The 20,921-nt window shown below is 46.2% G+C and carries 29 protein-coding genes; 15 read left to right on the top strand and 14 right to left on the bottom strand.

All coding sequences use genetic code 11. The annotated features are described in order from the left end of the window. The 5 genes from nirD to INR79_RS18955 all read left to right on the top strand — a co-directional run bounded on the left by nirD (nucleotide 1) and on the right by INR79_RS18955 (nucleotide 3,248). Nucleotides 1-333 (top strand): nitrite reductase small subunit NirD, encoded by a 333-nt coding sequence (gene nirD / locus INR79_RS18975; protein ID WP_004403996.1) that lies wholly within the window; start codon nucleotides 1-3, stop codon nucleotides 331-333. 111 nt (nucleotides 334-444) lie between these two features. Further along, nucleotides 445-1,254, top strand: coding sequence for a formate/nitrite transporter family protein (locus INR79_RS18970; RefSeq protein ID WP_004403999.1), 810 nt, complete (start codon nucleotides 445-447; stop codon nucleotides 1,252-1,254). Between the two features lie 52 nt (nucleotides 1,255-1,306). Next, entirely contained in the window at nucleotides 1,307-2,062 is a 756-nt protein-coding gene (gene cobA / locus INR79_RS18965) for a uroporphyrinogen-III C-methyltransferase (protein ID WP_004404003.1), read from the top strand. A 152-nt stretch (nucleotides 2,063-2,214) separates the two neighbouring features. Beyond that, nucleotides 2,215-2,859 carry a DUF998 domain-containing protein gene (locus INR79_RS18960; RefSeq protein WP_223098776.1) on the top strand — a complete coding sequence of 215 codons (645 nt, stop codon included), beginning with the start codon at nucleotides 2,215-2,217 and terminating at the stop codon, nucleotides 2,857-2,859. 80 nt (nucleotides 2,860-2,939) lie between these two features. Continuing rightward, nucleotides 2,940-3,248, top strand: coding sequence for a type II toxin-antitoxin system Phd/YefM family antitoxin (locus INR79_RS18955; RefSeq protein ID WP_223098773.1), 309 nt, complete (start codon nucleotides 2,940-2,942; stop codon nucleotides 3,246-3,248). 17 nt (nucleotides 3,249-3,265) lie between these two features. Here INR79_RS18955 and INR79_RS18950 read toward each other — a convergent pair whose 3' ends face one another. The 7 genes from INR79_RS18950 to INR79_RS18920 all read right to left on the bottom strand — a co-directional run bounded on the left by INR79_RS18950 (nucleotide 3,266) and on the right by INR79_RS18920 (nucleotide 8,837). Then, complete coding sequence (locus tag INR79_RS18950) at nucleotides 3,266-3,544, bottom strand: type II toxin-antitoxin system mRNA interferase toxin, RelE/StbE family (RefSeq protein ID WP_004404011.1); 279 nt, start codon at nucleotides 3,542-3,544, stop codon at nucleotides 3,266-3,268. Beyond that, complete coding sequence (locus tag INR79_RS18945; RefSeq protein ID WP_004404015.1) at nucleotides 3,541-3,825, bottom strand: type II toxin-antitoxin system RelB/DinJ family antitoxin; 285 nt, start codon at nucleotides 3,823-3,825, stop codon at nucleotides 3,541-3,543. Before INR79_RS18945 ends, INR79_RS18950 begins: the two co-directional genes overlap by 4 nt. A 223-nt stretch (nucleotides 3,826-4,048) precedes the next feature. Next, the gene (locus INR79_RS18940; RefSeq protein ID WP_223098769.1) at nucleotides 4,049-4,882 is read right to left on the bottom strand and encodes an inositol monophosphatase family protein; all 834 of its coding nucleotides are present in this window, start codon (nucleotides 4,880-4,882) and stop codon (nucleotides 4,049-4,051) included. 250 nt (nucleotides 4,883-5,132) lie between these two features. Continuing rightward, a complete protein-coding gene (locus tag INR79_RS18935; RefSeq protein ID WP_080927995.1) occupies nucleotides 5,133-5,930 on the bottom strand; it encodes an ATP-binding cassette domain-containing protein in 798 nt (265 codons plus the stop codon). A gap of 4 nt (nucleotides 5,931-5,934) precedes the next feature. Next, nucleotides 5,935-6,912, bottom strand: coding sequence for an iron chelate uptake ABC transporter family permease subunit (locus tag INR79_RS18930; protein WP_223098766.1), 978 nt, complete (start codon nucleotides 6,910-6,912; stop codon nucleotides 5,935-5,937). Continuing rightward, entirely contained in the window at nucleotides 6,909-7,943 is a 1,035-nt protein-coding gene (locus INR79_RS18925; RefSeq protein WP_223098764.1) for a FecCD family ABC transporter permease, read from the bottom strand. The genes INR79_RS18930 and INR79_RS18925 overlap by 4 nt, the downstream gene beginning before the upstream one ends. Before the next feature lie 15 nt (nucleotides 7,944-7,958). Next, a complete protein-coding gene (locus tag INR79_RS18920) occupies nucleotides 7,959-8,837 on the bottom strand; it encodes a Fe(3+) dicitrate ABC transporter substrate-binding protein (protein ID WP_223098762.1) in 879 nt (292 codons plus the stop codon). Nucleotides 8,838-9,008: 171 nt separating this feature from the next. Between INR79_RS18920 and INR79_RS18915 the strand changes: the two genes are divergently transcribed. The 6 genes from INR79_RS18915 to INR79_RS18890 all read left to right on the top strand — a co-directional run bounded on the left by INR79_RS18915 (nucleotide 9,009) and on the right by INR79_RS18890 (nucleotide 11,682). Then, nucleotides 9,009-9,230, top strand: coding sequence for a hypothetical protein (locus INR79_RS18915; protein WP_223098760.1), 222 nt, complete (start codon nucleotides 9,009-9,011; stop codon nucleotides 9,228-9,230). Further along, entirely contained in the window at nucleotides 9,205-9,669 is a 465-nt protein-coding gene (locus INR79_RS18910; RefSeq protein WP_223098758.1) for a GNAT family N-acetyltransferase, read from the top strand. The genes INR79_RS18915 and INR79_RS18910 overlap by 26 nt, the downstream gene beginning before the upstream one ends. A gap of 3 nt (nucleotides 9,670-9,672) precedes the next feature. Beyond that, on the top strand, nucleotides 9,673-10,071 hold the full coding sequence (locus INR79_RS18905; protein WP_223098733.1) for an NUDIX hydrolase: 399 nt from the start codon (nucleotides 9,673-9,675) through the stop codon (nucleotides 10,069-10,071). Between the two features lie 17 nt (nucleotides 10,072-10,088). Beyond that, nucleotides 10,089-10,442 (top strand): MerR family transcriptional regulator, encoded by a 354-nt coding sequence (locus tag INR79_RS18900; RefSeq protein WP_223098730.1) that lies wholly within the window; start codon nucleotides 10,089-10,091, stop codon nucleotides 10,440-10,442. A 57-nt stretch (nucleotides 10,443-10,499) separates the two neighbouring features. Beyond that, on the top strand, nucleotides 10,500-11,072 hold the full coding sequence (locus INR79_RS18895; RefSeq protein WP_223098728.1) for an NAD(P)H-dependent oxidoreductase: 573 nt from the start codon (nucleotides 10,500-10,502) through the stop codon (nucleotides 11,070-11,072). A 70-nt stretch (nucleotides 11,073-11,142) separates the two neighbouring features. After that, the gene (locus INR79_RS18890) at nucleotides 11,143-11,682 is read left to right on the top strand and encodes a GrpB family protein (RefSeq protein WP_223098725.1); all 540 of its coding nucleotides are present in this window, start codon (nucleotides 11,143-11,145) and stop codon (nucleotides 11,680-11,682) included. 71 nt (nucleotides 11,683-11,753) lie between these two features. On the opposite strand, the gene INR79_RS18885 is transcribed toward INR79_RS18890, so the two are convergent. The 4 genes from INR79_RS18885 to INR79_RS18870 form a co-directional block, all read right to left on the bottom strand. Continuing rightward, nucleotides 11,754-13,031 carry a TRAP transporter large permease gene (locus INR79_RS18885; protein WP_223098722.1) on the bottom strand — a complete coding sequence of 426 codons (1,278 nt, stop codon included), beginning with the start codon at nucleotides 13,029-13,031 and terminating at the stop codon, nucleotides 11,754-11,756. A 6-nt stretch (nucleotides 13,032-13,037) separates the two neighbouring features. After that, nucleotides 13,038-13,526, bottom strand: a complete 489-nt coding sequence (locus tag INR79_RS18880; protein WP_223098719.1) for a TRAP transporter small permease — start codon at nucleotides 13,524-13,526, stop codon at nucleotides 13,038-13,040. A gap of 53 nt (nucleotides 13,527-13,579) precedes the next feature. Further along, a complete protein-coding gene (locus INR79_RS18875) occupies nucleotides 13,580-14,560 on the bottom strand; it encodes a TRAP transporter substrate-binding protein (RefSeq protein ID WP_223098717.1) in 981 nt (326 codons plus the stop codon). A 454-nt stretch (nucleotides 14,561-15,014) separates the two neighbouring features. After that, a complete protein-coding gene (locus tag INR79_RS18870; protein WP_223098715.1) occupies nucleotides 15,015-15,719 on the bottom strand; it encodes a GntR family transcriptional regulator in 705 nt (234 codons plus the stop codon). Between the two features lie 267 nt (nucleotides 15,720-15,986). Between INR79_RS18870 and INR79_RS18865 the strand changes: the two genes are divergently transcribed. Next, nucleotides 15,987-16,454: an ASCH domain-containing protein gene (locus INR79_RS18865; protein WP_223098713.1), complete on the top strand. Its 468-nt coding sequence runs from the start codon at nucleotides 15,987-15,989 to the stop codon at nucleotides 16,452-16,454. 4 nt (nucleotides 16,455-16,458) lie between these two features. Here INR79_RS18865 and INR79_RS18860 read toward each other — a convergent pair whose 3' ends face one another. The 3 genes from INR79_RS18860 to INR79_RS18850 are packed head-to-tail and all read right to left on the bottom strand — an operon-like array spanning nucleotide 16,459 to nucleotide 18,504. Then, nucleotides 16,459-17,025 (bottom strand): hypothetical protein, encoded by a 567-nt coding sequence (locus tag INR79_RS18860; RefSeq protein ID WP_223098711.1) that lies wholly within the window; start codon nucleotides 17,023-17,025, stop codon nucleotides 16,459-16,461. Then, on the bottom strand, nucleotides 17,022-17,546 hold the full coding sequence (locus INR79_RS18855) for an RNA polymerase sigma factor (protein WP_223098709.1): 525 nt from the start codon (nucleotides 17,544-17,546) through the stop codon (nucleotides 17,022-17,024). The genes INR79_RS18860 and INR79_RS18855 overlap by 4 nt, the downstream gene beginning before the upstream one ends. Before the next feature lie 49 nt (nucleotides 17,547-17,595). Further along, nucleotides 17,596-18,504: a DoxX family protein gene (locus INR79_RS18850; protein ID WP_223098706.1), complete on the bottom strand. Its 909-nt coding sequence runs from the start codon at nucleotides 18,502-18,504 to the stop codon at nucleotides 17,596-17,598. A gap of 153 nt (nucleotides 18,505-18,657) precedes the next feature. Between INR79_RS18850 and INR79_RS18845 the strand changes: the two genes are divergently transcribed. The 3 genes from INR79_RS18845 to INR79_RS18835 all read left to right on the top strand — a co-directional run bounded on the left by INR79_RS18845 (nucleotide 18,658) and on the right by INR79_RS18835 (nucleotide 20,905). Beyond that, nucleotides 18,658-19,377 (top strand): class I SAM-dependent methyltransferase, encoded by a 720-nt coding sequence (locus tag INR79_RS18845; RefSeq protein ID WP_223098704.1) that lies wholly within the window; start codon nucleotides 18,658-18,660, stop codon nucleotides 19,375-19,377. Nucleotides 19,378-19,389: 12 nt separating this feature from the next. Further along, the gene (locus INR79_RS18840; protein ID WP_223098701.1) at nucleotides 19,390-19,896 is read left to right on the top strand and encodes a GNAT family N-acetyltransferase; all 507 of its coding nucleotides are present in this window, start codon (nucleotides 19,390-19,392) and stop codon (nucleotides 19,894-19,896) included. A gap of 229 nt (nucleotides 19,897-20,125) precedes the next feature. Next, the gene (locus tag INR79_RS18835; RefSeq protein ID WP_223098688.1) at nucleotides 20,126-20,905 is read left to right on the top strand and encodes an SDR family NAD(P)-dependent oxidoreductase; all 780 of its coding nucleotides are present in this window, start codon (nucleotides 20,126-20,128) and stop codon (nucleotides 20,903-20,905) included. Nucleotides 20,906-20,921 lie beyond the last annotated feature (16 nt).

Raw genomic sequence — 20,921 nt, 5'->3', positions numbered from 1 at the left:
ATGACAACAGCATTCGAAACCATCTGCGATATCAATGACATTGTTCCGGGTACAGGCGTATGTGCTTTGGTACAGGGGCAGCAAGTGGCGATATTCCGCCCTAGCGAAGAAGAGAGTGTACTGGCGATCAGCAATACCGATCCTTTTGCTCATTCCAACGTGCTTTCCCGAGGGCTTATAGCCGAACATCAGGGGGAATTATGGGTGGCAAGCCCCTTGAAAAAGCAGCGCTTCAACCTGAAAACCGGTGCCTGCATGGAAGATGAACGCTTTAGCGTGAAAGCGTATCCGGCGCGTGTGAACAGCGGGATTGTTGAAGTGGCAACCAGTTAAATCACGCCCTTCAAGATTGCATAGCAAGAAGGCTTCTTAGGCGAGCCAAAAAACAAGCTCTGGGAGCCTTCGTCTATTCAATTTTTAATTTCTTAAGGAATAAGGACGAGTATGTCTTACGTGAAACCTGCTGACTTTGTTCAAACCATGATCGACGCTGGCGAAAGCAAAGTGTTTATGTCGACTCGGGACACCCTGATTCGCGGCATTATGGCTGGTGCCATCTTGGCGATAGCGGTTGCGGTCGCCATTACCACAGCCGTGCAAACGGGTATGCCTATTGTGGGCGCGTTAGTGTTCCCGGTTGGCTTCTGTATTCTGAATCTGATGGGGTTTGATTTGCTGACGGGAGTGTTTGCGTTGGCACCACTTTCTCTGTTTGAAAAGCGCCCGGGAGTCACCAAAGCGGGCATTCTCCGCAACTGGCTGCTGGTGGGGCTAGGCAACTTAATTGGTGCGCTTTCGGTGGCGTTTCTGGTGGCACTGACTTTCACCATGAACTTCAGCATGGATCCGGGTGCAGTCGGTCAAGCTTTCATTAAAGCGTCTACCGCGCGCTCTGTCGGTTTTGCTGAGCATGGCTTAGACGGCTGGATTACCGTATTTGTTAAAGGCATTTTGTGTAACTGGATGGTATCACTTGGTGTCGTGGGTGCCATGGTGTCGAAATCGGTCAGCGGCAAAGTGCTGGCTATGTGGTTCCCTATCTTTATCTTCTTCGGCTTAGTGTTCGAGCACGCCGTGGTCAACATGTACCTGTTCCCACTGGGTATGATGCTAGGCGCAGACTTCACCATTGCAGACTGGCTTATCTGGAACCAGATTCCAGTCACGTTGGGTAACCTGGTGGGGGGATTGCTGATTACAGGTATGAGCCTGTATATCACTCACGCCAAAACCCAGCCAGCGCGCAACGCTTAATCTTCTTTTTCGCCCCGACCACCGGGGCGATCGTCTATGTGTGGAGTCTTCTATGTCGTGTCTCTCTAATTCTTCATCAAATACCGGCTTTGTTTCGCTGGTCGGGGCGGGACCCGGTGATCCTGATTTGCTTACTGTTAAAGGCTATCGCGTGATTCAGCAAGCCGAAGTGGTGGTGTATGACCGATTGGTGTCGGCAGATATTCTGGCGCTGGCGAGTGACAATGCTGAGAAGATTTACGTGGGTAAAAAGCTCGACTATCACTGCGTACCTCAGGAGCAGATTAACCAGATTCTGGTAGAGAAAGCACTGGAGGGAAAACGCGTAGTAAGACTAAAAGGGGGAGACTCCTTTATCTTTGGTCGAGGTGGCGAGGAGCTTGAAACGCTGGCAGAAAACCAGATTGGGTTCGAAGTGGTGCCCGGAATTACCGCCGCAGCGGGTGCGACCTCTTATGCAGGCATTCCTCTTACGCACCGAGATTACGCCCAAAGCGTGCAGTTCATAACCGGGCACTTGCAAAAGAATGGGCAACCTATCAACTGGGCGTCTTTGACCCAACCAAATAACACGCTGGTGTTCTACATGGGGTTGAAACAAAGCGGCAATATCATGGACAACCTGATCACCCACGGCTTATCGGCAGACACTTCTTGCGCCATTATTCAGAAAGGCACCACAGCAGATCAGAAAGTGTGGCAATGCGATCTAAAAGACTTGTCCAACACAGCAAAGTTAGCCCAAAGCCCCGCCTTAATTGTGGTGGGGGAAGTCACGCGTTTGCATCAGAAGCTGAAATGGCGGTGATGACAACCCTGCAAAATGCCAACGCCGCTTTCGAAAGAAGCGGCGTTTTTTATAGGTGATATTCGATGAAATTCAGTCAGATTTTAACCACTGATTTAATAAGGGCATGTAATATATATTGACTGTTAAACAAATGAACAAGGAAGGGCATTTTGAACAGTAGATATTTGCTTTTAGCTTTACCTATATTTAGTTTCATTTGGTTTACCAGTACGGTTTTCATCGCTGGTTACTTTTATCCTGATTACAGCCATATTTCTCAGTTTATAAGTGAGTTAGGTGCAACAGGAGCGCCTCATGGGGCTTATGTAAACTATTTGGGTTTTATCCCAACTGAATTGTTCATACTTGGTTTTGTATTTGTTAGCTACTCCGTAATACCCCGTACAAAGTTAAACACTATCGGACTTATATTCATTGCAATCTACGGTATTACCCTTGGTATAGCCGCGTTTTTTCCATGCGACTTTGAGTGTCGACCCGATACACCATCAATATCTCATAACATTCATATGGCTTCTGCGTTTCCCGGTTATCTATGCGGGGTTATGGCAATATTTTGTCTATCTTCAGGTTCTACGTCGTGGTCAAATTCGAAGGTATTTAAGTTTACGGGTTATACCGCAGCGATAGTGGCTCTGATAGCATTTTTAAGCTTAGATCCGAGCTCAAAAACAGTGGGACTAAACCAACGTATCTTAGAGCTTACAATATATTCATGGCTTATTTTTCTTGGATACAGTTTAAGTAATTACTTGCATAACACATGTGAGCCTTCCTCGCGTCACAATAGATAACAGCTCTTGATTGGCATCGAGCTAACTATACTCAAAGTGACAGAATAGTATCACTTTAGTATTCGTCTGGAGCAGCTCTTATGAAAGTAGAATTAGTCACATCACTAAAACGTCAAGCAACTAAGATCCTTGCCGAGCTCCACGACACTAAACAACCCGTCTTAATTACCGAACACGGTAAACCATTGGTATATTTGGCTGATGTTGAAGATTACGAGTTTATGCAAAACCGTTTGGCAATTCTTGAGGGGATTGCGCGAGGTGAGCGAGCGTTAGTTGATGACAAAGTGGTTAATCATGAAAAAGCTAAGGACAAAATGGCTGCAAAAATCAGCTCGAAAGGTCAACAGACCCTAGTAAGTTTGGGGGGAATTCATGTCGTTTCGTAGCGCTTCAGAGGGAGCAATCAATCTGTAGGGAATTTTTGTTTTTGGTGGAGCACACGCAGAATGCGGATAACTTCGCCTTCAACCCAGTACGGTACGATTATTGATACCTCAGGAATAATGAGTAAACGTCCACGAATTCCGTTTCTTTGCACGCCCATAAGAGGTTGCTCAAGCAAGTTTTCTACTTTTGCTTCAATGAGGCTGTCGGTTTTCTCTGCTGCATCAGGATTGAAGTCATAGAGAAACTCAAAGATCTTTTCGCGATCATTAAGTGACTCTTCTTCCCATAAAATCATTGCTTACCTCGGTTACGGATTCTGGCTTTGCGTTCTTCCATTCGAGATTTAGCTGATTCATGTTCAACGAAAACCGATTTTCCTGAGTCAAGCTTCTCAAATGCTAGGTTTACTTGTTCAGTTAGCCATGCATCGTGAGACAGTGTTTTTCTTTGTTGTTCAGCGAGTTGTTCAGTAAGTTCTCGGCAAGCATCACTCAATGTACGACCCTGGCTTTCAGCCATTTGCTGAGCTAAGCGTTTTGTTTCCTCATCAACACGAAACTGAATTCTAGTGTCCATGATGTATTCCTTTGTTAGTGTGTGTACAAATGTTAGCACTAGCTTTTGACGTGAACAACCAACAAGTCATTTAAACGGATGTAGCTACATGGATTTCCCCGGCTGTCAAATATCTACAGAACTTCAAGTTATGGGCTGTTGTGACAGTTAGCTGCAACTTAGCCGAACGCTATATCAAACTACAAAGTCACCTACTTAATATCGTAGTTTCCCCCAGCTAACCCTACTCAAGAAAATGCTGCTGCAGTTTCTGCCAATTTTCCTTGTTTGGTGCGAGAAGCAGGATTCCTTTGTTATCAGATCCGGGTTTGTAGGCTTTGCCTGTTTCTAAAATGGCAGCGTAGCCTCCAGACTCTCTGAAGACGAGTTCCCCCGCAGCGTTGTCCCAAGGCTTTGGTGAGCCTGATATTCCAAAGTGAACTCCACCTTCGGAGAGCGTCCTGTATTCGTGACAGGAGCAACGCAGGGTGTTGATCCGCTCAAACTGAGACAAATCTTTAAACATGAAATTGTATTCGCTGGGCTGAAATGAAAATGCGGGTACAAACCCTTCCATTTCGGTAAAGCTGTCCGTTGGTTTTGCGGAATAAACGGGTGTGACTTCTCCGTCTGATGCGATGTGGTACGCTCCTTTTCCTTTTACGGCGTAAGTGCAGTTGTCCATTACTGGGTCATAGAGAACGCCACAGACGGTTTCTCCACCCTCTACTACTGCAATAATAATCCCAAATACCGGAACCCCTTTTACGAAGTTCCATGTTCCGTCGATAGGGTCAATGATCACGCACTGACTGGCAGTGTTTATCTTGTTTAGCAAGCTGGGATCATTCTCTACCGCTTCTTCTCCTATGATTTCTGCTTCTGGCAAGATCTCTGCGATCTTCATGGATAGGAGTTTTTCGGAATTCTTATCTGCGGTGGTGACCAGATCTGAGGCGGAGCTTTTACTCTCTACAGACAGCTGGCTCGTTTTGCGAAAATAGGGCATGACTTCCTTTTTCGCGACTTCTCGGGCGGCTCCGACTAATGCCTTTGCCGTATCGAGGGTAATATTCATAAATGTCCTTATTTATTTTTCCAATCAACTATTGGTTTTAACCTGATCGTGTTCGTTTGGGCTTGAAAGTTTGGGTGAGGTGGATGACTTATTGTATCTCGGAAAGGCGACGCGGAATGTCTCAATTCGATGACAACGCTACCTTTGAGCGTTAATTGCGGGGTGAGAATTGAGCATCATATTTGATAATTAAAACGCCGCAATCTTACTATGTCGAAATGCGGCGTTTTCCATTGAAGAGTGGGTTTGATTAGCTTAAAGACGGGATCTTGGGTATTGCCATCGGTGTGTGGGATTCTGGGTCGTCAATAATCCGGGCATCCAGATCAAAAACTTCAGCCAGCATGGTTTCTGTGAACACCTCTTTTGGGCTTCCCTGAGCGTAGAGCTCGCCCGATTTTACTACCATCAGTTCATCGGCATAGCGACAAGCCTGACTTAAATCGTGGAGCACAACTACGACGGTCTTCCCTTGTTTCACTAGCTTTACCAGTAAGTGGAGCAGTTCATATTGGTGCGATAAATCCAGATACGTGGTCGGTTCATCCAGCAGAATGATATCGGTGTTCTGAGCCAATACCATGGCTATCCATACGCGCTGCCGCTGACCACCTGAAAGCTCATCGACACGCCTGTCTGCGAGTGTTTCTGTGCCTGTTTCTACCATGGCGTCTTCCACTCGTTGTTTGTCTTCTTTGGTAAGCCTGCCCAATGTGTTGAGGTAGGGAGCTCGACCATAGCCGACCAGCTCTCTTACTGTGACACCTTCCGGCACAATAGGCGTTTGGGGAAGAAGCGATACGTACTTGGCGTACTCTTTGTCTTTGTACTGATGAATGGGCTTCTCATCATAGAGCTGAATCTGCCCGTTCGACGGTTTCAGCAGGCGTACTAACGATTTCAAGAATGTTGATTTACCGCAGCCATTCGGACCAATCAGAGCCGTCAGTTTTCCTTTTTTAATCGATGCAGTCATCGATTGTATGATGGTGGTGTCTTGGTAGCCCAAGGTCACATTCATTGCATGAAATGCAGCTATCTCTTTCATGTGTTTACCAATTCTTGTAGCGGCTGAGTAAATAAATAAAGTAAGGCGCACCAATAAAGGCCGTGAGCACCCCGGCAGGTAACTCGATGGGGGGCATAAGTATTCGGGCGAAGAGGTCGGCGCTCAGCAGCAAAATCGCTCCAATCAACAAAGTCGAAGGGATGATTGCCAAATGGCGTCCTCTTACCATCATCCTTGCAGCATGAGGGGCTACAAGACCAATGAATCCAATGTTGCCGCAAATCGATACCGCAACGCACGCCAGCGCAATCGAAATGATCAGTGTGAGCAGTCGAACAAACGGCACTTTCACTCCCAGCCCGTGAGCGGCTTCATCCCCCAGCCCTAATATGTCGAGTTTGTAGGCAAGGTAGATGGCGAAAGGTATCAATACCATAAGCCATAAGATAAGAGGCGGAATGTGGGACCAGTTTCTCCCCCAGACCGAGCCCGTGAGCCAGACCATAGACGTGTTGATTTCTAAAGGAAAACTCACCAATAAGAAGTCGATACCCGCAGAGAATACCGCCGCAAGGGCGATACCAATAAGCGCAAAAGCCGCAGGGCGATTGAGCATGTCTTTGGCAAGCGCTAATAGCAGAAGCGTAGAAATGGCTCCGCCAGTCAGCGCCACAAAGGGGAGCCAATGAACGGGCAGATCGTTAAAGAAGATATTGGTGAGCACCACCGCGAAGCTCGCGCCCGAGGTCACGCCCAGAATATCTGGTGAGGCTAATGGGTTTCTGACAACTCCCTGAACCAGCAAGCCAGAGAGCGCCAGTGCGGCTCCTACTAACGAGGCGACAATCATTCGCGGAATCCGATATCCGAATAGCGTAAATTCGTGTTCGTTTGATGCCCTTGTCAACGTCGACCAAATGTCGTTCATTGAAATAGAAACCGCGCCTGCACTGATGTGCCAGACCGCAAAAAGCAACCAGACTGAAGCCAGAATGGCAGCCCAGGAATACCAGCGAATCATGACTGCCTCCCCAGCTTAAAACGCACAAATGCGAGGAAAAAGAGCGCGCCAAACAAAGTGGTAATGATGCCGACAGGGCTCTCCTGTCCGGGAGAAATAAAGCGGCTGGCAATATCAGAAAACAGCACCAGATTCGCTCCAAGTAAGGCTGCGACAGGCAATTGATAACGCACGTCAGAGCCCACCAAAAATAAGGCGATGTGCGGAGCAATCAAACCGATAAAAGCAATGGGACCCGCCACGCTCACACAGCCAGCGATGAGCAGCACAATCACAAAGCAGGCAAGCCCTCGCACTTTAAACACGCTACCGCCCACGGAGCGCATCATCTCTTCGCCCATTTTCAGCAAGTTCAGCTGAAAAGAGAGATAAACAGAGACGAACAGCCCAATCAGAACGCAAGGCATCACCAAGTTTGTGTCTTCCCAGTCGGTGTTTGCCACTGAACCGGTCAGCCAGTGTAAAACCCCATAGGCGTTTTCATCGGCATAAATCACCGCAGCGCGAGTCAGTGAAATAAACAGAAAATTTAGCGCAATGCCCGCCAGCACAATGCGCAGAGGATGTGGTCTTGCCGTGTGTAACCCTGCGAGAAAGAACACCAACGTGCCGGATAAAGCGGCACCAACAAAAGTGACCACCAGAATCGGAACGCCAGCTAACCAGGGTAAAAGCCCGGTGGAAGCAAAGGCAAAAGCGAATGCCGCTCCGGCACTGACGCCAAGGATAGAAGGAGAGGCAAGCGGGTTACGGGTAATCGACTGCATCAGTAGCCCTGCCACTGCCAGACCTGCACCAACCAAAAATGCGGTCAGTGTGCGTGGAAGCCGAATCGAGGAAATAATCTGCTGATGAATGGCGTTTCCGTCTTGTTGCAGCACAAAGTCGGAAACATCACTCCAGTTCATGGGAAAGCTTGGTGCGTTGATCAAAGACCAGCCTGCGCCAAACAGCAAAAGGGAAAAAAGCGCGAAACATACCACAGAGGTACGAATCGCGCTCTTTTCAGAAAAAGAGAACGAACCTGTCATTGTTTCTAAGCAAACTTATTTAAGCAGGTGCTCGATTTCAGAAGCCATGATTTCAGCCGCGATCATACCGCGATTCAGCGACCACAAGCGGGCATCGGTTTCGACGTATTGCTCGTTTTTCACGGAGGTCATCATTGGCCAAAGTGGGTTTTCTTTGTACTTGTCTACCGTTGTTTCAGTGCCGTATTCGCCTACCAGGAAGTAATCAGGGTTTAGCCTGACAAGGTTTTCCAGAGTAGTGCTGATGTAGGCTTTTCCGTTATCTTCAGTGATTGGGGAGCTAAGACCCAAGCGAGAAACTACGCCGCCAGCGTATGCCTTTGGACCGTGCATCCAAACGCCCTTAGCCGTGGACACAGCAAACATCACAGTCGCTTTTTTATTGATTCGCGCCGCAACTTCATCCATGCGTTGGTTGTGTGCGTTCACTTTTTTCTGCATCTCTGCTTCTCTGTCAAAAGCGGCTGCGACTTTGATGCCTGCGGCTAGGTTATCTTCATAAGTTTCGCCACGGCTTTTCAGGATAAGAGTAGGGGCAATGCATTTTAAGTCTTCGTAGATGGCTTCATGACGCTCTACATCAGCAATGATCAGGTCAGGCTTTAGAGAGGCAATGACTTCCAAGCTTGGTTGAGAGCGAGAACCAACGGATGTCCAGTCACTGATCTTGTCGCGAATCGGCTCAATGACTCGATTCACATCGCCATCATCCGCCACACCAACCGGGGATATGTTGAGGTTGGCCAGAGCGTCGACAAAGCTAAACTCCAGTGCAACGACGCGTTGAGGTGCTTTTTCTAACGTGAGAGTAGAAAGCTCGTCCTTGACTTCAATGGTTGCTAAAACTGGGGTACTAAGCACAAGCAAAATGGAAAACAGCCATTTCTTAAACATGATGTGTCCTTTATTTTTTTAAAGATATAACTCAATACCTATATCATGATTGATAATTATTATCATTAACGATAAGTGGCAAAGAAGTAGGTTTTGTTCAGAATAGTGACCCGACAGAGTGAAAAAGGAGACTAACTTTTCATAAGGAGTAGAAAAGGTATTGCCGGAAAGATGATCAAGGAAGTGATTAAAAATTATGCTTCCGCATCAAGGCTCTCCCTATGGTGTGTGGCGCAGACGGGAAATGTATCTATCTTTGAAAGAATGGGCTTTGAAGTTACGCAACGTATTGAATCTGATATCTTAATTCTAGCCAGTGGTAACCCTGCTACTGAAGTGCAAATGACAATGGATGTAAAAGGCTTCGATGGACACAGTGATCACCACGCTTAATGATTCCGACAAAGACAACGTATTTGATCTCTTAACCGACCCAGAGGTGATGCGCTTTTTAGGTCCTCGCAGAGCGCTCACTCTGGCAGAAGCGGAAGAGTGGTTTGAATCCGCCCAATCCGAGAAGGATCGATTTCCATTCCGATGCTCAAAATCGGGAGAGTTGGTGGGTTTTTGTGGCATGAAAATCATCGAAGGGAAACGCGATTTTGGTTATTTCATCCGCAAAAAATTTTGGGGAAAAGGGTTAGCAAAACAGATGTGCCAACTGGCACTTAGCCAGTTATCCCGGCGTTATGACCTGTCGACTTTTCACATCTTTATTGCAGAGAACAACATCGCCAGCCTGAAAGTAGCTCAGTCGCTGGGGTGGGTGAAGCAAAAGCCTTATCAAAATGATTGTGAAAGCGGGCATCTTTATCAAATAGTGCAGGAGTGAAACATGAGTAACGAAAGACACCTGGCAATGGCAGTAGTCGTCAGAGATGGAAAGGTTTTGGTTCAGCAACGTTTCAGACGCAGCAAAGGCATGGTTTTTGAGTTTCCTGGCGGCTCTGTTGACGAGGGGGAATCCGGTGAGCAAGCGGCTATCCGAGAACTCAGAGAAGAGACTGGGCTGGAGTCGGTTTCGAAACTGGCTGTCGAAATTGGGAAAAACGAGTTTGGTGGCGACATTTTCTATGTGGTTCTGTCCGAAGACACTCACAATGAGCCAACCGCGACTGATCCTGAAAGACAACAAACGTTTTTTTGGATGGAACCGAAAAACTTGCCTTTGAACGACTTCTTTCCATCAGACATTCAGTTTATTCAGCGAGCACTGACAAAGTACCTGGACTGAACAAATAAGGCGTATCAATGCTAATAGGACAAGTATCCAAACACACGGGTTTATCGGCAAAAGCCATTCGGCTTTATGAAGAAAAGGGACTGATTCAGCCTCCTGCGCGTCGAGGGCGCTACCGTATTTATTCAGAGACGGATCTTGAAGTACTTCAGCTTATTGTAGAAGCCAAATCATTAGGCGTAACCTTGGCACAATTGAAAGGGGTGATCACTTACCAAGATGGTGAAGTCGATTGGCAAAAAGTGCATATATTCTTGTTAGAGATAAAAAATAATCTGCAACAGGAACTTGCTAGGGTTATGAGAAATATAGAAAAAATTGATGGTTGTATCTCAGCCATAGATTCTTGCCCAAAAAGTCGTTGACTCTGACCTTAAGGGCAGAGATGTAATAGCTACCTCTTTACTGAACGAGGTCAGACAATGAAAAACATCTTAGTAATCAACGCCAACCCAAAATCGTCTAGCTTTTCTCATGCACTGGCAGACAGCTATGAATTGCAAGCCCGAGAACAAGATCAGGTTAAACGTATCAATCTGGCCGAATTGGACTTTAACATCAGCCTGGACAGCGGATACGATGATGTTCAGCCGTTAGAACCTAGTTTGGAATCTTTTCAGGAATCGGTTTTATGGGCAGATCATATTGTGATTGTTTCCCCTATCTGGTGGGGCGGTTTGCCCGCCAAATTCAAAGGGTTACTCGACCGAACTTTCTTGCCCGGATTTGCGTTTAAATTCGAGGAAGGCAGTGTAGAGCCCAAGCAACTGCTGACAGGGAAAACGTCTCGTTTAATTTTAACCATGGATGCCCCGCACGACTACGTCGAGGTGCAAGCTCAGCCCGTGATTGAACAACTGGATCGTTTTACGCTGCAATTCAGTGGTATGGAAGCCGCAAAACTCACGCTAATTGGTTCTGTGATCGGTGCGGATAAAACGCAAAGAGATGAGTGGTTAAAACTCGTTGGCGAACTTGGTGCTACGGGGTTATAAAGTCACTGCAAAAGGGGGAGTCTCAATAGAGTTCCCCTACATGAAATAGATTTATCAGGAAGGAGAAAAGGTGACTCTAGGTTTAGCTCACAGTGAAGTCGTGCTCGCTGATTACGATTCTGATTGGAAGAAAGAGTTTGAGCGAGTCAAACAGGAGTTGGTTGCTCAGACAAAGGTTCATACATCTCGAATTCAACACATTGGTAGTACCGCGATTGAAGGGTTACGTGCAAAACCAATTATTGATATCGCTTTGGGGATCAGTGTATTTAGTGATTTGAATCCAGAGCTGGAATTACAATTAAAAGCGATCGGATTTCTGAGGCTAAAAGTTGAGATGTCTGATCGAGTCGTTTTTGCCAAATTTACCGATGACAGCTACCTGATTAAGACTCACTATTTACATGTCATGCCTTTTGAATCTGATTTATGGCACGACTTAATGTATTTTCGAAATCAGTTAATAAACAGCGCTGAACTAAGAAGCGCTTATTCCAAGTTAAAATCTCAAGCAGCAAGTACTAATCGTCACATTGATGATTACACGGACGCGAAAACCGAGTTTGTCGCAAGTGTTTGCCAAAAACGTAAAGCTATAAAATCTAAATAACCCCATGCCGACAACAGGTCCAACCGTTTTAATCTATTAAGAGTTAATACGGTTGGACCAGATTTTTGTAGCTAGCGGCTCATCACCGAAGGTAGCCAAGTCGCAAGTGCTGGTATGTAAGAAACCAGTAACAACACCAAAATATTGGTTAGCAGGAATGGAAGTATGGCTTTCACCACTGGTGTCAGCGGTGTGCGAGCAATGTTCGAGCAGACAAACAAGCACACTCCCAGCGGAGGCGTGGTTAAACCAATCATCAAATTAAGCACAGCAAACGTAGCAAAGTGCAGGGGTTCAATCCCCACAGCCTGAGCTAGCGAAAGCAATGGCACGAATAAAATGATCAACGCGGCTATCGTCTCCATAAACATGCCAACAAACAGTAAAAGAATGTTGATGATCAGTATGACCAAAATAGGATTATCAGTGAGTGCAAGCACGCCATTCGCTATAGCCTGAGGAATTTGCTCGGATACCAATATCCAACCAAATACGTTGGCAAAGCCCACCAGCACCAAGATTGCGGCTGAAGAGATTGCGCTGTTGACCAGTATCTTAGGAACTGCCTTAATGGGCAGATCTCCGTAGACAAATGCCCCTATTACAAAAGCATAAACGCTAGCGACTATCGCGGTTTCTGTGGGTGTTGCCACCCCACTCAGCAACCCATAGATGATGATCCCCGTCATGGCTATTGCCCAGAATGCACCAGCAAAAGATGCGGCGATTTCTCTGAACCCCAGCCAGGGTTGTTTGGGAAATTTCTTGCGACGAGCGATCAAGTAGGTGGTGACCATCATCGCCAACCCCATTAGAATGCCGGGAATGGCACCTGCCAGAAACATCTGACCGACAGAAATTCCGGAAAGAGCACCCACTATGATCATGGGGACGGATGGCGGAATAATTGGTCCAACCGTTGAAGATGCCGCGGTGACCGCCGCAGAAAAGTCGGCAGGGTAACCAGCTTTCTTCATCCCGGGGATCATCACACCACCTATTGATGCTGCATCGGCGACGGCAGTACCTGTAATACCGCCAAATAACATCGACGACCCAACGTTGGTCAGACCAAGCCCACCTCTCACCCAGCCAACCAATGCGTTGGCGAAACGAATAATGCGCTCAGTTATTCCTCCCATATTCATTAGGTTACCCGCAAGGATAAATCCCGGAATGCTCAAAAGAACAAAGACATCCATTCCGGCATACATTTTCTGCGGCATCACCACAATTGGAATTCCCATGTATGTCAGGTACGCCAGTGAGGCAATGCCCAACGTGACAGCAATAGGCAATCCAATGATCAAACCTAATAAAAACATTCCAAGTAAAATCGCTATACCCATATCAGGTTACTCCAGCTCCATTGGACGACCATCTTGACCGAGTAAAGCAATTGATACCGCGCGTAGCAGAGAGAACACGAAAAGCAGCAATAGCAACGCCATGATAGAAAAGTGGGCGAAATGCATAGGTAGCTCCATCGCAGGCGAAGTTTGTAGTTGACCAATTTCAACGTACTGCCAGGTTGGGGCGAAAAGAACGGCACACATGACAGCAGTCAAAACCGCTGAAAGAAGCCTGAATCGCTTTGACCATACCTCACCAAACGCTTCGCAAAACACATCAACATTCACCAAATCCCCTGAACGAAATGATAATCCTGCCCCTATAGAGGCAACATAAAGTAGAGCGAATCGGGTCATTTCTTCAGTCCAGATAGGAGAGTCGCCAGACAAGCGTCCGACAACCTGCATGAGTACTGCAACAATAAGCGCTGCAAATGCAATACCAATCAACCATCTACAGCAGCTTACTAATATTTCTTCTATTCTTCTCATTTGACTTCCTGCTAATGACTACGCATCAGTACAATTGCTTTAACGTCTTTACACTAGTTAGAGAATAGCTCTTCTACGATTGCTTTAATTTCCGGTTTCACGTTTGCCAGTACGGCATCTTTTGCTGCTGCCTGAAATGCCTCGCCATCGACTTCAACAAACGTCATTCCCTTCGACTCCAGAATGGCTTGATCCTCAGCAAGACTATTGTTTAGGAGTCGGCGTTCGTAGTCCTGCGCAATGATCGCTGCAGTTTTTACCGCCTTTTTGTCTGCGTCAGATAGCTTCGACCAGGTAATTTCTGAAATGGTCAAATAGATCCAGGAGCGAACATGTTCCGTTTTGTTTACGTGAGTCTGTACTTCATTGAAATTGGCGGATCGGATAAGAGCGAGTGGATTTTCCTGCGCACCGATAACGCCATTTTGTAGAGATGTGAACACTTCAGAAAATGCCATTGGTGTAGGGGATGCGCCCAGTGATTTCCATACATCAACAAATAAAGGCACATTTGGCACGCGCATCTTAAGCCCTTTGAGTTCGGCAGGTGAGGTGATTGGTCTGTTAGAGGTCAGGTTTCTTGGTCCTCGTGCAAAATAGGCGAGAGGGCGAATTCGGGCTTTATCGATGATTTGAGATTCAATTTTATCTCCTATTTCACCGCTTGCGACTTCGTCCATGTGCTCAAGTGATTTGTATGCGTAGGGGACAGCGAGTAACGCAGCCAGGGGAGCCCAGTTTTGTAAACTTTCCCCAGTAATCGTCATGTCTACGGTGCCCAACTGCATTCCGTTGATCAGATCAATCTCTTTACCTAATGATTCATTTGGGAACACCTGAACTTCGATCCTCCCTTTTGTTAAGGTTTTGAGTTCTTCAGAAAATCGAACTGCCGCCAGGTGCCAGGCATTTTTCTCATTCGCTAAATGACCTAGCTTAAGAGTGACTTCTGCACTCAGTGCACTTGAAGTCATCAATATTGCGCTCAAACCAGCAGCAAACCCTACTTTAGACAGCTTTGGAAATAGCCCCATTTTTAAATCCTCCGTGAGTTAAATTGGCTAAATGTGAAGATCCCTAAGGCAATCATGAGAAAAAATCTATTGGATCTGAGCAGTGCTCTAACCCTGATAGTTCCCGTTTTCCGTTAAAAGGATCATAGTCTTTGTTTCAAGTAATTTTATACTTGTCTACTTCCATTCAAGTCAACAGAATGTTATTTAAATGTGAACTAAAAACGAACAGATATGTGTGTGATTCAGTATAAAAAGAAGGACGTAATCCACCCAAAAGTAGTTTTCAGATGGCAAAATTTGATCAGAAAATCAGCCACCTTGTGGGTTAATTAGGTTGGTGGCTAAGCAATAAGAAACGAAGGTTCAAGGTGCAGCGTACTTATTGGTCTAGTTTAATAAGTACGCGGGATTTGTTGTGTTGAATGGGAGTTATGTTTTTATCTGGATAAACCAGTCAAAATCGAGTAATCCGTTAATCTGTGAAGTATTCTGGATGAAGGCTTTTAACTTTGGGTAGAGATTCAAGGAGTGTCTGAAGGTGAATTCTCATCGCATTCTGTGCTGCTCCGGAATTGCCAGATTCAATGCCATCAACAATGCTTGCATGGTGCTCGATCAGCTGTGATACCGGAACTTCTCCTTCCTTCCCATCGGTGATGAATCTTACTCTGTCCATATGGACTTTAATGGAGTCTAAGAAATCCCACGCAACAGTAAGCCCTGCTTTCTCAGCCAATGTCCGATGAAATTTTTCGTCCAGGCTGTGGAAGAGATCCGGTGTTTTAATTGCTGCCTCTCTTTGCTCATCAATCAACTCTCTAAGATGAGCAATGAATTCTTTATCTGGATTTTCTGCAAGTTTAGCAACGATGTCTGACTCGACGGCTTCACGAATAAATCGACCATTGAGTACCGCTTCTGAACTGATGGCTTTTACGATCGTCCCTCGCTGAGGCAGAATTTCGAGCAATCCTTCATTAACCAGTGTGATAAATGCTTCGCGTACTGGCTGACGGCTAACATTATAAAGTTTAGCGAGGGCCGGTTCCGATACCTTTTCGCGCGGTTTCAGGTCATTTCTGATAATACGACTTCGTAAAATCGAGCGAAGTTGCGGGCTTACCGCCTTATATTTATCGAGCTCCCAATCCTGTAAGCTCCCCATGAAAATAGACAAAAATAGACTCCTTTTTTACCTGTATACAAGAATACAGACTAAATTTCCAGTTCTCTGAAGAAGAGGAAACAGCGCTTTTGGATAGGTATAGTTGCGGGCGAAAAGAGTTAACTTTCTATAAAAAACAAGATGATGGAAAACAGCATCGGACGGTTCGATTTTTAGCATTTAAAAATGACTTTCCGCCATATTTTTATAAATAGTGTGATGGCAAGTGATAGAATCTCAGAAAATAATACTTTAAAAGTCAATAAGGAAGAGACAGCAGTGACACCAGAACAACAAGCCTTTCTAAACCAATACCTTGAAACGCTCCCGCAACATGAAAGAGAGACCATCCCTCAAATTACTGCCGAGTATTTTTGTGCCGATGAATACAATGCGAACGAGTGCGCTCGGCTGATTAATGAGCGTATCAAAACCGCATCGTGCAGCCTGAAGCAAGGCTATGACATCGAAAATGAGCCGCTGCCGGTGGTTGGAAGGCTAACCATTGTATTGAACTGGAAAGAAGAGCCAGTATGCATTGTGAAATTGAGCGATGTGTCTTTCTCCCCATTTAACCAAGTGACGGAAGAGTTTGCTTACTCCGAAGGGGAAGGCGATCGTTCCTATGCCTACTGGCACAAAGTGCATGTCGAGTTTTTTACCCAATATGCCAGTGAAGTCGGCGCTGAATTTAGTGAGGATTCAGAATTGGTGCTGGAACGCTTTGAAAAAGTGTTTCCAGTTTAGCTTTTCAGTTCGCCAGCCCCATCAGCAATCCGTTTTCTTCCCATAGCGTGACGTTTACACCATCAATATCGGTGGTGTATCGCTTCACTCCGGATTCTAACGAATCAGGCAAACGTGCCTGATACAGGGTATAGATTTCGTTGGTTTCCAGGTGTTTTACTTTGATTTGTGCTGCGAGCTTACCTTCAATACTGCAATAACGCCCCCCAATCACTTGCCACTGGCTGGTGGGAAGATGCTGAGAAGAGGTCAGCGAAAAATCTAGTCGGTTCAGATACGTGCGAATACCCGATAAGGAGCTTGTCATCACTTCCATTTGCATTTGGCTGTTATGGTTGTAGGCAATTTCTGAGGAAATATCCAAATAGTGATTTCTGGTCGGAAATAGGAAGAATAACGAGACTGCGATCAGCAACATGGCTGCGATGGCGGCTCGCTGCCACGGTAAGGCGCTTTTGGGCGTTGATGTTTTATGCAGCATCGCCTCCAGCTGATCTTCAGAAAGATGCTGGCTCTTATAAAACTGCTTAACGCCCTGTTTGAGCTTTTTGTCTGATGGTTTCTGGTTCATTGCTGTGCCTCCTGATCTTGGAGGTGGTTAAATTCTGTCGTGATTCTTTTCCTGAGTCGGTTCAGTCTTGAAAGCAGAGTCCCTTTTGGTGTGTCGGTCATCTCTGCGATTTCCTGAACGCTCATGCCCTCTACTGCCCACAGGTAGAGCAGTTCTCGCTCATGCGGTGTGACCCGGGATAAAATCCAGTCAACATGTTGTTCATCAATGGCGATGTCTTCCAGTGATTTGAGTACATCGCTCTCTTTTTCAATGGTCTCTAAAATTTCACTGTCGCCTTTAACCAGTTCGAATTGTTTTCGCCGATATTGGTCGATAAATGCGTGCCGGATGACCTTCATCATATAAGGCTTGATTTGCGTTGGTTCGACTTTGGCTGTGAGTACTTTTTCACAACTGTACTGCACCAAGTCATGAGCCTGCGATTCGTCGTGGCAAAGCGAAAGCGCATAGCGATAGAGCTGGTTAAGAAGCGCTTTGTCTAAAGTCTGATGTGTCGAGCGTTTAAATAAACCAAACATATTTAACTTATTCGCCTGCTGGCGTGTACCCGCAGGCGATGGCAGCTCCTTACACAATCGGCGAATCAGGTAGATTATTGGGTTTCAGTGTGCGTTTAGCCCGATGGAATACATCACGGTAGGTAAAACGGCTACCCCCACCAAGCCTTACTAAAACAAGACCCGCCGCGGCGAGTGCAAATTCCCGCTTAAAGCCATTTAAGTTGGCGATAATGCCTTTGTCGACACTGATTTTGGTCATCATAAACCACAGCATGACCGCGATTACCGCTATTCCAGCAGCCTTGATTTGCTGATCTCTGCCGAATATCAAAGCCACCCCGATGACAGCCAGAATGATCTGCGGTGTCGCAAAGGTAGGGATTTTGGCGTAAGTGCCAAAAAAGCCGCCCACAATAAACGTCAAACCTAGGGAGAATCGCAATAGCAACCCGAGGGATTCCCAGTCTGGTGTTGTGTGATTACCCAAGTTTCGTCGGTAATCAAAGCTCCTCGCTCCTGCTCCGAGGTTAAACAGCACGAACATCATGCCGGAAAGGCTAATATCACGGATTTGAACGAATATTGCGGGGGACGTATAGGTTTTCACGCCCACCGATGCTCCGGGCACCGTGTCCACGGGGAGAGAAAAGACAAACGTCCATAAAAGTAAGCCGTAAAAAAGGGCAAGCGGGCGAACCATGAAGCCAATAATCAAAGCAATGCCCGAAGCCAGCTCAAACGCTGAAAGTGAAGTTAGAAAGAACCAAGGTGTTAACACTCCGTTGCTGAACAAATAATCCTGGAACAGTTCATTAATGTATCCGGTTGTCCCCATATAATTGGCAACCATACCCGCCTGTTTTGATGAGGAGAGCAGAAGGCTGAGCTTAGACAGCCCGCCAATCACAAAGACGGTCCCCAACCCTAAACGAAGAAACAGCGCAGCTTGCGCAAAAACTGAGTGTTTTTGTTCCATATTGATTCTCTTCTTTAATGAGTGAAAATTTTGCACTTCATTAGTATGACGAATCAGCGAAAGTTTTGATTGCACTGAATTTGAAAAAAGCGATAGTCTTGTTGAACTCTTTACTCGTCACCGGCTTTAAGTGCTTATCCCATAGGAAGTTTTATGAAATTCGATATGTACACCAAACATGCAAAAGAGTATGCCAAGGCAGTGGAAGACAACATCTACAATGCCAATTTCGAGCGTCCATCTACGCTGGCGTTGGTCGGCGATGTGACGGGTAAAGTCGTATTGGATTTAGGATGTGGTTCTGGTGAATACGCCGACCATTTCTTAAAAGCTGGGGCAGCTAACGTCACTTGCGTGGATCTGTCTTCCGAGATGATCCAACTTGTCCAGTCGCGGTTTGATGAAAAGGTTCGCGCTTACGCTCAGGATCTGTCTCTGGGTTTGCCTCAGGAAAAAGCGGCAAGTGCCGATGTGATTGTATGCCCGCTTATGGTTCATTATCTCAAGGACTTATCGGCGTTTTTCAAAGAGTGCGCCCGAGTACTCAAACCAACGGGTATGCTGGTGTTTTCTACCCATCACCCTATGGTGGATTTTTCTGAGTCACCAAGTGGCGATTACTTCCAGTGCGAACTGATCGAAGAGGAATGGCACACCCTTAGCCAGCCTGTTGAAGTTTCTTTCTATCGCCGTTCTTTAACCGAGAGCTTTGCCGCCATCACTCAAAGCGGTCTTGTGGTTTCCCAATTTACCGAAGGGCAGGTAACAGAAAAGGTGAAAGAGATGTCACCAGACCGATACCACCGATTAAAAACCAAACCCCAGTTTATGTTTATTCAGTGCCTACACAGGCAATCTTTAGTTCAATCATAAAAAGGAAATTCTATGATTCAAACGTCTCGTCTTTCTATGTCACCTATTACCGAATCAGATTGGGAGCTGTTTAGAGAGCTTCTCACTAACCCTTCGGTGATCGCACTGTGTTTTGATGCACCAGAGGAAGACGATATCCGACGACAGTTTGAATCCCGATTGCCTGAGTGGACGCCTGAATCAGAAGCTTGGCTTTGTTTGGTACTTCGTGAAAAAGCATCCGGAAAGTCTATTGGCGTGACCGGTTTCTTTATGGATAAAGGCATTGCAGAAGTCGGGTACTTGCTGTTGCCGGACTTTCACGGAAAGCAATATGGCACCGAGTCTCTCAAAGCATTGCTGAAATGGGCAGAAAGTGAGCACCAACTTACTCAGTTCAGAGCCATTGTGTCTGAAGGAAACATCGCCTCAGAACGCGTCCTTGAAAAGAGTGGTTTTGAACTGAAAGAAACCGTTCCCGACGCCTATGAAATCGGCGGGAAAATGTATGCGGATCGAATATTTACGCTCTCACTCTAATTAGCTGATTATGAAGGTCATAAGTCTTATGACCTTCTTTCTACTTTCCATTTCTCACCTTTGATTCCACCAATGCCACACCTGTTGCATCTAACTTCTCCCTGCAACACCACATAGATTTTAACTTTCTTCTAACTCTTTATTTATTAATTGGTTGTTAGACCATCTTGTCCGGAACACTTTTTGATTATTGAGTTTTGAATAAACCAATAAACAGAAAGGAAATCTTATGTCTCTGAAAGGAAAAACAGTGCTTGTGACAGGTGCGGGGAGAGGGATTGGCAAAGGCATCGCAACGGAATTTGCCAAACTCGGTTGCAACTTAGTGATCGCCGATATCAATGTCGACAACGCCCAAACGACGGCAAAAGAGTTGACTGGCTATGACGTTGAGACACTGGCTCTGCAAAGTGATATTTCAAAATGGGAAGATGTGCAAAGCATGGTATCGAAAGCCGTCGAACGCTTTGGAACGCTGGATATAGCGGTCAATAATGCAGGGGTACTCAGTATCAAGTCTGTTGAAGAATTAACCGAAGAAGACTGGGACTTTGTGAACAACGTGAATGCCAAAGGGGTGTTCTTGTGTTGCAAAGCTGAAATTGCCGCCATGAAAAAAGCGAGAAGCGGACGGATCATTAATGTTGCTTCTATTGCGGGAAAAGAAGGTTTCCCCGATTTGGCGCACTATTGCGCATCGAAATTTGCAGTGGTCGGGTTTACCAATTCGCTGGCAAAAGAGATGCAACGTACAGGTATTACAGTGAATGCGATTTGTCCGGGTATTGTGCCTACCGCCATGTGGTACGGACCGGACGGGTTAGCTGAGCGTTGGAAACTGGAAGGTGAAACCATGGAAGAATCCTGGGCGCGCCACCAAGACATTCTGATCCCTCAAGGCGTAGGTCAAACCCCGGAAGATATGGGCAAGCTTGCGGTGTATTTTGCTCAGGCAGAGCACGTAACGGGTCAGGCGGTGAATGTGGATGGTGGATTTACTTTCCACTGATCATCTGTGTCTGCTC

The sequence above is a fragment of the Vibrio sp. SCSIO 43132 genome (assembly GCF_019904195.1).
Lineage (GTDB): Bacteria > Pseudomonadota > Gammaproteobacteria > Enterobacterales > Vibrionaceae > Vibrio > Vibrio nigripulchritudo.
Note: the sequence above shows the minus strand (reverse complement) of the source record. Positions and strands in the feature narration are given on the sequence as shown.

Coding starts and splice junctions, on each gene's coding strand:
- nirD (WP_004403996.1), top strand. CDS start 1: ATGACAACAGCATTCGAAACCATCTGCGATATCAATGACATTGTTCCG.
- INR79_RS18970 (WP_004403999.1), top strand. CDS start 445: ATGTCTTACGTGAAACCTGCTGACTTTGTTCAAACCATGATCGACGCT.
- cobA (WP_004404003.1), top strand. CDS start 1,307: ATGTCGTGTCTCTCTAATTCTTCATCAAATACCGGCTTTGTTTCGCTG.
- INR79_RS18955 (WP_223098773.1), top strand. CDS start 2,940: ATGAAAGTAGAATTAGTCACATCACTAAAACGTCAAGCAACTAAGATC.
- INR79_RS18950 (WP_004404011.1), bottom strand. CDS start 3,544: ATGATTTTATGGGAAGAAGAGTCACTTAATGATCGCGAAAAGATCTTT.
- INR79_RS18945 (WP_004404015.1), bottom strand. CDS start 3,825: ATGGACACTAGAATTCAGTTTCGTGTTGATGAGGAAACAAAACGCTTA.
- INR79_RS18940 (WP_223098769.1), bottom strand. CDS start 4,882: ATGAATATTACCCTCGATACGGCAAAGGCATTAGTCGGAGCCGCCCGA.
- INR79_RS18935 (WP_080927995.1), bottom strand. CDS start 5,930: ATGAAAGAGATAGCTGCATTTCATGCAATGAATGTGACCTTGGGCTAC.
- INR79_RS18930 (WP_223098766.1), bottom strand. CDS start 6,912: ATGATTCGCTGGTATTCCTGGGCTGCCATTCTGGCTTCAGTCTGGTTG.
- INR79_RS18925 (WP_223098764.1), bottom strand. CDS start 7,943: ATGACAGGTTCGTTCTCTTTTTCTGAAAAGAGCGCGATTCGTACCTCT.
- INR79_RS18920 (WP_223098762.1), bottom strand. CDS start 8,837: ATGTTTAAGAAATGGCTGTTTTCCATTTTGCTTGTGCTTAGTACCCCA.
- INR79_RS18915 (WP_223098760.1), top strand. CDS start 9,009: ATGATCAAGGAAGTGATTAAAAATTATGCTTCCGCATCAAGGCTCTCC.
- INR79_RS18910 (WP_223098758.1), top strand. CDS start 9,205: ATGGACACAGTGATCACCACGCTTAATGATTCCGACAAAGACAACGTA.
- INR79_RS18905 (WP_223098733.1), top strand. CDS start 9,673: ATGAGTAACGAAAGACACCTGGCAATGGCAGTAGTCGTCAGAGATGGA.
- INR79_RS18900 (WP_223098730.1), top strand. CDS start 10,089: ATGCTAATAGGACAAGTATCCAAACACACGGGTTTATCGGCAAAAGCC.
- INR79_RS18895 (WP_223098728.1), top strand. CDS start 10,500: ATGAAAAACATCTTAGTAATCAACGCCAACCCAAAATCGTCTAGCTTT.
- INR79_RS18885 (WP_223098722.1), bottom strand. CDS start 13,031: ATGGGTATAGCGATTTTACTTGGAATGTTTTTATTAGGTTTGATCATT.
- INR79_RS18880 (WP_223098719.1), bottom strand. CDS start 13,526: ATGAGAAGAATAGAAGAAATATTAGTAAGCTGCTGTAGATGGTTGATT.
- INR79_RS18875 (WP_223098717.1), bottom strand. CDS start 14,560: ATGGGGCTATTTCCAAAGCTGTCTAAAGTAGGGTTTGCTGCTGGTTTG.
- INR79_RS18860 (WP_223098711.1), bottom strand. CDS start 17,025: ATGAACCAGAAACCATCAGACAAAAAGCTCAAACAGGGCGTTAAGCAG.
- INR79_RS18855 (WP_223098709.1), bottom strand. CDS start 17,546: ATGTTTGGTTTATTTAAACGCTCGACACATCAGACTTTAGACAAAGCG.
- INR79_RS18850 (WP_223098706.1), bottom strand. CDS start 18,504: ATGGAACAAAAACACTCAGTTTTTGCGCAAGCTGCGCTGTTTCTTCGT.
- INR79_RS18845 (WP_223098704.1), top strand. CDS start 18,658: ATGAAATTCGATATGTACACCAAACATGCAAAAGAGTATGCCAAGGCA.
- INR79_RS18840 (WP_223098701.1), top strand. CDS start 19,390: ATGATTCAAACGTCTCGTCTTTCTATGTCACCTATTACCGAATCAGAT.
- INR79_RS18835 (WP_223098688.1), top strand. CDS start 20,126: ATGTCTCTGAAAGGAAAAACAGTGCTTGTGACAGGTGCGGGGAGAGGG.